The organism is Rhodococcus sp. EPR-134 (genome assembly GCF_001647205.1).
Lineage (GTDB): Bacteria > Actinomycetota > Actinomycetes > Mycobacteriales > Mycobacteriaceae > Rhodococcus_F > Rhodococcus_F qingshengii.
In genome coordinates this window covers 1-3,118 of sequence record NZ_LVCT01000509.1, presented here as the reverse complement: position 1 = coordinate 3,118, position 3,118 = coordinate 1, and the positions used below count along the sequence as shown (strand labels likewise).

Annotated in this window: 4 protein-coding genes; 1 reads left to right on the top strand and 3 read right to left on the bottom strand. The window is 62.1% G+C overall.

Annotated features, from left to right (window positions below; all coding sequences use genetic code 11):
* From A2J01_RS23380 to A2J01_RS23370, 3 genes are all read right to left on the bottom strand, one after another.
* A partial coding sequence (locus A2J01_RS23380) for an acyl-CoA dehydrogenase family protein (protein ID WP_064113692.1) occupies positions 1-1,008 on the bottom strand: 1,008 nt, incomplete at its 3' end.
* Positions 995-1,798 (bottom strand): enoyl-CoA hydratase-related protein, encoded by an 804-nt coding sequence (locus A2J01_RS23375; RefSeq protein ID WP_047269420.1) that lies wholly within the window; start codon positions 1,796-1,798, stop codon positions 995-997. The genes A2J01_RS23375 and A2J01_RS23380, both read right to left, overlap by 14 nt.
* Entirely contained in the window at positions 1,795-2,616 is an 822-nt protein-coding gene (locus tag A2J01_RS23370; RefSeq protein WP_047269419.1) for an SDR family oxidoreductase, read from the bottom strand. Before A2J01_RS23370 ends, A2J01_RS23375 begins: the two co-directional genes overlap by 4 nt.
* Positions 2,617-2,773: 157 nt before the next feature.
* Between A2J01_RS23370 and A2J01_RS23365 the strand changes: the two genes are divergently transcribed.
* Positions 2,774-3,118: MaoC family dehydratase (locus A2J01_RS23365; protein WP_064113691.1), on the top strand; the 345-nt coding region annotated here is incomplete at its 3' end.

Below are 3,118 nucleotides of genomic sequence, written 5' to 3'. Positions count from 1 at the left end.
TGCGCTCTCGGTGCGCGCTTCCTTGTTGCCCACCGTGTCCATCATGTGTGCGGCCTTGAGCGTGAGGAGTCGAACCATCTCGATGTCGATACGAGCCTCGGCGATCCAGTCCTGGATATTCGCGTTGTCACTGACGGGCTTCCCGAAGGTGATGCGGGTGGATGCGCGCTTGCACATCAGTTCCAGTGCGCGCTCGGCCATTCCGATTGCACGCATGCAGTGGTGGATGCGGCCGGGGCCGAGGCGGGCCTGGCTGATCGCGAATCCTTCACCCTCACCGGCGAGAATGTCCTTGGCCGGGACGCGCACGTCCTCGAAAGTGATCTCGCCGTGTCCTTCGCGGTCCTGGTAGCCGAAAACCGGCAGGTTGCGCAGGATCGTGACGCCGGGAGCATCGATCGGCACGACCATCATCGACTGCTGACGGTGGGTGGCGGCATTGAAGTCGGTCTTACCCATGACGATCAGAACCTTGCAGTTCTGGTGCAAGGCGTTGGAAGCGAACCACTTACGGCCGTTCAGCACGTACTCGTCGCCGTCACGGTCCATACGGAGCTGGATGTTGGTGGCGTCGGAGCTGGCAACCTCGGGCTCGGTCATCGCGAAAGCGGAACGAATTTCGCCTTCGAGAAGCGGCTTGAGGTACTTCTCCTTGTGCTCGTCGGTGCCGAAGAGCGTGAGCACCTCCATGTTTCCCGTGTCCGGAGCGGCGCAGTTGGTGGCCTCGGAGGCCAGGTGGCTGCGGCCCATGATCTCCGCGAGCGGTGCGTATTCCAGGTTGGTCAGGCCGGGGCCCCATTCGGGATGGGGATGGAAGAGGTTCCACAGCCCGCGGGCCTTGGCTTCCTTCTTCAAGTCGTCGATGATCGGCGGCTGGAAGTGCGGGTTACCGGACTCACGCATCTGCTCTTCGTAGACCGCTTCGGCCGGGTAAACGTGCTTGTCCATGAAATCGAGCAGTTCGGCCTGGTACTTCTTGGTGCGATCCGAGAACTCAAACACTGACATGTGAACTCCTGACAGAGAGGGAAGGAAAATTGGGGGCTCGATGTTCGAGATGGCTGTTGACGCCCTCGACGACATCCGGGCCGTGAAATGCGTTCAGCATCAGCGATTCCGCACGCCTGGCGGAATCGGTGAAGGTCGAGTGCGCGTCGGCACTCATCTGAGATTTGATGACGGAGAGGGACGTCGGCGAGCAGTTCGCCGCGATGTCCTCGGCGTAAGCAATCGCCGCGTCCAGAACGTCACCGCCGCTGACCAGGTGGTCGATCAAACCGATACGGTACGCCTCGTCGGCATCCACCATCCGGCTGGAAAGCAGCAGATCGACTGCTCGACTGTGCCCGACCAAGCGGGGCAACATCCAGGAGATGCCGTACTCCGCAATCAGGCCGCGACGCGCGAACGCGGTAGTGAATCGTGTTGCGCTCGAACCGAAACGAACGTCGCAGTACAGAGCCTCGACCATTCCGAGCCCGGCAGCGACGCCGTTGACGGCGGCGATCAGCGGCTTGCGGATGGTGGTCGGGAAATGACGGTCTCGCGGCCGGACAAGATCACTTTCGGAGACTTCGCCGACGTTCTTCAAATTGCCGAGGTCAGCCCCCGAGCAGAATCCTCGGCCGGAGCCGGTGACAACAATTGCTCGGACACTGGGATCTTCGTCTGCCATCGCCAGAAAGTCGTAATACTGATCTTCGAGCTCGTTGGTCCACGCGTTGAGAACGCGGGGCCGATTGAATGTCAGAACCAGCACCGCTCCTCTCTGCTCGGAGAGGACGAGTTCCTCGGTCATCGTGTTCCCGCGAGGAGCGACGCCTGGTACCGGCGCATCCCGCGCAGCCAACGGTCGTAGTCGGCGCCCTTCTGCCGGTACATGTCCAGCACGTTCTTGTGCGGAAGGATGAGAAATTCTTCGGCATCCACTGCCGCAAGAACGATTTCGGCGCATTCGGCAGGCTCGAGAACATTGCCTGCCGCAAGCACGGCTCCGGTTGCGGCCTTGCCGACCGGATCGCCGGAGTTCTCACCTTCGTAGAGAAGCTTGGTGTTGACGCCCATCGGGCACAAGCAACTGACGCGAACACCCTGATCTCCGTAGGTGATCGAGAGCCACTCGGCAAACGCGACCGCGGCATGTTTGGTCACCGAGTACGCGGCGGACCCGACCTGACTGAGCAAGCCGGCCGCAGAGGCCGTGCTGATGAAGTAGCCCTGCCCGCGCTCCGTCCAGCCGGGGACGAGGAGCCTGGCAGCGCGAATGTGGGCGCGAACGTTGACGTCGATCGTCGTGTCCCAGACGTCTTCACTGATGTCGAGGCCCATGCCACCGGTAACGCCGGCATTGGCGAAGTAGAGGTCGACCGGGCCGAATTCCTTTTCCGCCTGCGCGATCAGGCCCGCAATGACCGTCTCGTCGGAGACGTCGCCACCGGCAGACACGGCCGCTCCGGGACGCTCCGCGTTGATCGCCTCTGCTACTGACGAAGCTGCTGCCCCGTCCAGGTCAGCCACTACGACGCGAGCACCCTCGGCAGCCAGTCGCTCGGCCAGTGCACCGCCGATTCCCCCGCCGCCACCGGTGACAATTGCTACCTTCTGGGCAACCTTCATGAGCGATTCCTCTCGCTTGCGTCATACCTACGCGCTGACAGTGATCCACGTCTCCCCTCATGTATAGTTGAATCCGGCGTCAGTTTCAACCGTCGAATCGCGACGGTCACCCGAACGGCCCGTTCCGTCCTCCTGAACTGCGAGTAAAGGGATAACGATGACTGAAAACCAATTGCCCGTCCGCCCGTCCACCTTCGCCGAGCTCGAGAAGCTCATCGGCCAGGAACTTGGCCCGACGGAGTGGTACGACATCACCCAGGAGCGCATCAACGCGTTCGCCGAAGCCACAAACGATCATCAGTGGATTCATGTCGACCCGGAACGAGCCGCATCGAGCCCGCTCGGCAGCACGATCGCGCACGGACTCTTCAGCCTCTCACTGGGACCCCAGTTCTCCTACCAACTCATCCACTTCGACGGCTTCGCCCACAGCCTCAATTACGGCTACGACAAGGTTCGCTTCCCCGCTCCCGTTCCCGTGGGATCCCGGGTCCGCATGCGC